This is a genomic window from Pseudanabaena sp. 'Roaring Creek', from assembly GCF_001402795.1.
Taxonomy (GTDB): domain Bacteria; phylum Cyanobacteriota; class Cyanobacteriia; order Pseudanabaenales; family Pseudanabaenaceae; genus Pseudanabaena.
In genome coordinates this window covers 1-6,490 of sequence record NZ_LIRE01000013.1, presented here as the reverse complement: position 1 = coordinate 6,490, position 6,490 = coordinate 1, and the positions used below count along the sequence as shown (strand labels likewise).

The 6,490-nt window shown below is 44.9% G+C and carries 4 protein-coding genes; 2 read left to right on the top strand and 2 right to left on the bottom strand.

What is annotated here, in order from left to right:
• Window positions 1–150: 150 nt before the first annotated feature.
• Both AC805_RS00325 and AC805_RS00320 read right to left on the bottom strand, forming a co-directional pair.
• On the bottom strand, window positions 151–594 hold the full coding sequence (locus AC805_RS00325) for a Crp/Fnr family transcriptional regulator (RefSeq protein WP_009629292.1): 444 nt from the start codon (window positions 592–594) through the stop codon (window positions 151–153).
• A 3-nt stretch (window positions 595–597) separates the two neighbouring features.
• Window positions 598–3,711, bottom strand: a complete 3,114-nt coding sequence (locus AC805_RS00320; RefSeq protein ID WP_231662372.1) for a hypothetical protein — start codon at window positions 3,709–3,711, stop codon at window positions 598–600.
• Between AC805_RS00320 and AC805_RS00315 the strand changes: the two genes are divergently transcribed.
• Together AC805_RS00315 and AC805_RS00310 are read left to right on the top strand one after the other, a co-directional pair.
• Window positions 3,711–4,502, top strand: a complete 792-nt coding sequence (locus AC805_RS00315) for a PD-(D/E)XK nuclease family protein (RefSeq protein WP_072143477.1) — start codon at window positions 3,711–3,713, stop codon at window positions 4,500–4,502. The genes AC805_RS00320 and AC805_RS00315 overlap by 1 nt on opposite strands.
• 87 nt (window positions 4,503–4,589) lie before the next feature.
• Window positions 4,590–6,371 (top strand): SulP family inorganic anion transporter, encoded by a 1,782-nt coding sequence (locus AC805_RS00310; protein WP_231662371.1) that lies wholly within the window; start codon window positions 4,590–4,592, stop codon window positions 6,369–6,371.
• Window positions 6,372–6,490: the final 119 nt, after the last annotated feature.

Genomic DNA, 6,490 nt, shown 5'->3' with positions numbered 1-6,490 from the left:
TAACGTGAGTTCGGGATAATTTGAAACGGGATTTGAGAAAGGGCTTGCGTAGCAAACCCTTTCTCAAATCCCCATAGTAAAAGCCTTGCTTAGTAAGGCTTTTACTATGGGGATTTTAAAATTTGTCAGCTTAACTTAAACTGACGCTAGTTATTGATTAGAAGCCTGTAACTCATTAAGTTGTGCATTTTGGCTACGGATGCGCCGCGATAATAAGCGAATAATATTTACAGCAATATCGGGAGTCTCATCGATCGCTTCATAAAGTTGCTGTTGCGTTAACACCAAACAATCACATCCAGCAATGGCTGTAACCGAAGCAGAACGTGGTTCGGCATCAAATAGTGACATTTCCCCAAAGCAACTGCCCTTATCCAGAATTGCCAGATCTTTATCTCCAAGATGTACCCGCACTCGTCCAGCCACGACAATATACAGCGATCGCCCTTCTTGCCCCTGAGCGAAGATTGTTTTATCCGCTGGATAAGAAACCTCATTCATAATTGACGCGAGACGAACCAAGAATTCATCACGCAATTCCTTGAAAATCGGAACTCCTCGCACCAACAACAACCGATCAATACTGGTTAACATAGCCTAAGACTCCCCATACCCATTTGGTTTGCCAATCATTCTGGCTTTTATCTCAGTATCTATATCTTTGCTCTCATGCAAATTATTACTTAGATTTAGGATATTTTTCCCATTATTTTGAAAGTAATAGTAAATTGCTCGCGACTGGGCAAGGACTAAAGAATCCCGATCCTTTAATAATCTGGGCAAAACTTTCATTAGCGATCGCGGTGAAGCCACCTGTAAATAAGCAATTACGGCCTCCCTAACAAAGCCTGTAGAATGTTCTAAACATTTCAGCATTGTTTCCGCAGTCAAACTCCACCATTGCGTACGAGCCACATGAAAACAGCAAGCTAACGTCCAGTCGGAAAGACAATAACGCAATTCTACTAGCTGTTGCAATCGGTTAATCGGCGATAGGGGCTTATAGGGATGGAGCGTAGCCAGAATATTTAACTTGTCAGGAATAGAGCGGTTATCAACTACTGATAGGATAATCTGCTTAACACTCAAGTCCACCGTATTATCTAAGATCTCCATGCCACGCGCCAGACTGCTTTTAGAATCCGACAAAATATTAAAGGATGCTGCTTGAATCGCCGAGCCTGAATACAGTAATTTCATCAACAGAAAAATTCGTTCTAGACTATTGATCGCTTCATTTTGCAGGGAATCTAACAGTAATCCCATTTCGGTATTGGCAACTTTATCGATTGATAAATCTACAACTCCTGCCCAAGCCTCAGTCATTACCCCCAGTTCTTGAACGACTAGTTTCTCAATGCCACTCCGCCCCACTAGCTCTAAGATCGCTTCAATACCTTGTTCTTGCGGAATCCGAATTAAAGTACGTAGTATTTGCCGACGGTGCTTGCCCCAAGATGTTAATAGATTATTTGCAAGGACTGAGATCGATCCCTGCGAGCCAATTTCCCCCAAAATATCCCATGCGTGAATGCGGACATTATCAGGACTGCGATCGCTGGCGGTTAACTCTAACAAGGGCGCGATCGCATCATCGCCAAGGGTCACTAATGCATCATGGGCAGCTTTGCGTGTGGCTTTGTAATGCAATCCGCGAATGATCGATGGAAAATATTCGCTAGCACGGGTAGCGGCGATCGCTTTTAGCAGAGCGCAGCGTACCTCGATCGAGGGATCCTGTAATAATTGCGGTACGTAGAATCGTAATGACTGCATAAAAGCAGCTTCGGCTAAGGCGCGACAGCCCAATACCCGCTCAGGCTGAGAGGGACTTGTAATCATGTGGCGCAAAGTATTCGTCGCTTCGGCAACCTGTGAAGAAGCCCCTAACCGCATCATTAAAGCGACGGCAGTTCCGCGAATAATCGGGTTTTGCTCTGGTCCCAAATACTTCCTCAGACTATCAATATCACGATTCTGTTCGTCGGCTAGCAATACATAACGCAAACATAAAGCCTGAACTTGAGGCGAAGCTTGATGAGACTGCATTACCTGATGGATATATGGCAGATATCGCGACTCAGGATTCTCTAACATTGCGGCAATGCTCTGAGCCTGCAAGTCTGGAGTCATTTGTAACAGGACTGGTGCAAGGGACTCATTGACCGCCTGTGGCGCAATTTGTGTTAAAAGCTCGATGCAGACTGATTGCTCGGTTTGGGTCTCAGCTCTTGACATTGATTCCGATACCGCGCGGCGCAGTTCGCGAGTATCCACCGTCGATAAACTCAATTGTCCGCGCTCGACACTCTGAATCAAAAGCTCCAGATATCCACGTCTGAGCAACCAAATAATGGCGACCCAGATCATTGCCACAACGACGATTACGCCAGCAAACCAATGCGCTGAAACATCAACGCTGATGTTATTGCGTCTGAAGATTTCACTGACAAGCCAAATCAAAACCCCTGCGCCACCTGTAGCTAGAGGATCGGCAATACCTCTAACAAAGGATTGGATCTGACTGCGCAATAAATCGGGGACTGCCTGAAACAGAGTTGGAGCAGTCGCCGCCACAATCGTAAAGCGAAATAGTTCATCAAAGAATTTCAGAACGACAAATCCTATCAATAAGCCAAACGGGGCAAACCCTGCGAGTGTGCCTGTGATGATAATACCGACGGGAGGCATTAATACTGCCAAAAATACGCCAATCCTCTCAATAATCCGACTAGAACCAAAAAGCTGCAATGCCAGCTTGAAGACTCCCATAATCCCGCCAAAAATCCCCAGAAAGCTGCCGATCGCTTCCTCCGTTTTGAGATGAATTTCCAGTTGTGACTGATACTGGAACTCGATCATAAAAAATAAAACTTGCGCCGCAATAAAAAATCCAAATAGGAGCCAGACATATTTGAGAATGTTACCCTTTAAGGCTCGGGTGGACATTTCTCGATCTTCTTCACTGTTATAGACCGAATTGGGAAATGCTTGTTTATAGCGGGTACTTAGATAAAAAAGTACGCAGGAACCAATAAATAACATGAGGCAAGTAGCAAGGGTCATATTTACAGCTCCCCCTCCCCAAGCTACTAAAAACGGATAGGAAAATCCGCCGACAATTTCAGCAACAATAATTCCCGTACTAATTAAAGGAAAGGCTCGTTTGATTTCGCGAATATTAAATAGCTGGTTCGCGGCAATATCATTATTAATATTACTAAGTACGTAAATGCCTTCGACCCAGAGACGAATCCCAAACACCGCCGCCATATAAAAGAATGTGCCTTTTTGGATCAGTCCGAACCACGCAAAGGGCAATGGCAAGGCAAGCAGACAGGATATGCCTAGCATGACCCACCGCAAAGGAAACAGCTTTTGTAACCATGAGTAAAATACGCCAAAAGCCGTTACCACAAAAGCTGTAGCAATATATACCCAAGTTAGTTTTTCGGCTGTATAGGCTTCCAGAAATAGGGTCGAGCTAGAATACTCAAGCCACACTGCTCCAATCGATGTTGCACCATAAAATAAAAACATCAATAATGTACGTTCAGCTTCATCTGGACGCAGATTGACGATTTTTAGAAATCGGCGCATCGAAGAATTAGAGTTAGGAATGACAGGAGCATTCGGTGCATTCATCTGAGAGTATTCATAGGTGATGGCGATCGTTTGACGATATGTTACTACAAGAACGCAAATCTGCAATGACAGCTATTCCCGCTATTACTTCAATTTCACAAGGACACCTCAATATTTGGGAAACTTGTCAGCGTAAGTATCAATACAGTTTTTTGGAGGAGTTGAGTCTGCCTGATGCCGATTTGCAGCGCAAAAAAAATTTGCTATTAGGGGCAAACTTTCACTTGCTAATGCAGCAAAAAGAGTTGGGGCTAGATGTATCGGCTTTAGCCAATAGCGATCCTAAGCTACAAGCATGGCTAGATGCCTTTGAGCGCCAACCACCAGCGACGATCGCGGGCGATCGCTTTTGCGAACATCGGCGTACCTTGGAAATAAAGATCGATTTGTCGCTGCATCATAGTGAGAATAGCGATCGCGGTCAAGAGTATTTTGTCTTAACTGCTATTTACGACTTTTTGATTTTGGGCGATCGGCAAGCACAGATTCTTGATTGGAAAACCCACCAAAAAGCGATCGCGGCAGATCAGTTACAAAGTAATTGGCAAACCCGTCTCTATCTATATCTATTAGCTAGAACTACCAACTATGCTCCCGAACAATTATCGATGACCTATTGGTTTGCGAATACAGCCGAATCAACGATCATTCCTTATTCACAGTTGGAGTATATCGGTACGGAAGCCAAATTAACCCAATTTTTGACAGAAATTAACCAAGCGCATAGTTATCCCCAATTGCCCCTCAATAGTCCTAGTTGCCAATATTGTGAGTTTCGCGATCGCTGCGATCGGGGTAATCCTGAAATTGCCATTGAGACTAATGCGATCGAGGATATTCCCGAAGTCAAAATTTAATCACAGATTACACCAAAGCTCAAAATGGCTACGCCATTTTGAGCTTTAAAAAACCTTAACAGCTATAGTTTGCATAGAGATACATTATTGAACATTATTCCGCCTAATAATCCGCCTAATAATCCATCGAATAGTCCATTACCCCTTGTCTCCCGTCCCCATGGGTTAGCTCGATGGATCCCGATTATCTCAGTATTAAGAAATTATCAACGTCCTTGGCTGATCCAAGATATTAATGCAGGATTGGTACTAACGGCAATCCTGATTCCCGCTGGAATGGGCTATGCGGAAGCCACGGGTTTACCCGCGATCTATGGGCTATATTCCACAATGCTGCCGCTCATAGCCTATGCCATTTTTGGCTCTAGTCGCATTTTGGTTTTAGGTCCTGACTCTGCGCTGATTCCAATTATTTCGGCAACGGCTCTTCCCCTAGCTAATGGCGATCCGCTCCATGCGATCGCGATCGCAGGAATGCTATCTATTCTTGCAGGCATCATCTGTGTTATTGCAGGAATAGCCAAATTTGGCTTTATTACAGAACTTCTCTCCAAACCCATCCGCTATGGATATCTGAATGGAATTGCCGTAACCGTTTGTATTAGCCAATTGCCCAAGATATTTGGCTTCTCAGTAGATGCTAATACCATTTGGGAAGAGATAATTGGGTTTGGAAGGGGAATTTATGATGGTCGAGCAAACTATACGGCTTTAGCGATCGGATTAGCCTGCGTGATCATAATTCTGACCTGCAAACGCTTTGCCCCGAAGATTTCAGGGGTATTGGTCGTGGTGGTGGGGACAACAGCAATTAGTTCGTTCTTTGATCTTTCCCATCGAGCGGGAATATCGGTCGTGGGCGCTTTGCCGCAGGGCTTACCTGCTTTTCAAATTCCTCACCTTCAACCCGTAGAATTCAAAACCATAGTCTCTAGCGCTGTCGCGATCGCCCTCATATCTTTTGCCGATATGAGCGTGTTGTCACGGACTTTTGCCATTCGTGGCGGCTATAAAGTCGATCGCAATCAAGAGTTAATTGCCTTGGGGCTCGCTAATATTGCTTCGGGGTTATTTCAAGGCTTTGCCATAAGTAGTAGCGCATCACGAACGCCTATTGCTGAGGCAGCAGGCTCCAAAACTCAGATTACAGGAGTAGTAAGCGCGATCGGTATCGCTATAGTTTTGTGTTTCACCCCACTCCTCTTACAAAACTTACCCCAAGCAACTCTAAGTGCGGTGGTGTTTTCCGCAGGGCTGGGGATTTTGGAAATTGAGGGGACTTGGCGACTATATCAGCTACGTCGGTTTGAATTTGTTTTATCTGTGGTTTGTTTTACAGGGGTTGCCCTACTGGGAGTGATTCAAGGAATATTTGGCGCGGTGGTTTTAGCTTTGTTTGCCTTTGTCTGGAGTGCATGGCGACCCCATTATGCGGTGTTAGGGCGAGTGGATGGACTTAAGGGCTACCACGATATTTTGCGCCATCCCGAAGGAAGAAGAATTCCGGGACTCGTAATTTTTCGTTGGGATGCACCACTGTTTTTTGCCAATGCCGAAACCTTTTGCGAACAGGTGATACGCGCGATCGTAACCGCCCCAACGGCAACTAAGTGGGTAGTTGTAGCTGCTGAACCCGTGACCGATATCGACCTCACCGCTGCCGATGCGATCGCAGAACTTGAGAAAACCCTATGTAAGGCAGGCATAGATTTATGCTTTGCCGAGATGAAGGGTCCAACGAAGGATCGATTGAAACGTTACGGGCTATTCACCGAGCTGGGCAAAAATAACTTTTTCCCGACAATCGGACAAGCTGTAGATATTTACGTACAAGTAAATAAGGTTGAATGGCACGACTGGCATAATTGAAATATCCGAAAAGGGGAGTGGTAGCAAAGTGCCACCACTCCCCTTTTCGGATTTGATTTTTTCTAACTAAATATAGCTACAGTCACTTGAATTAGGACAAATCAAACCCCAAGAATTGA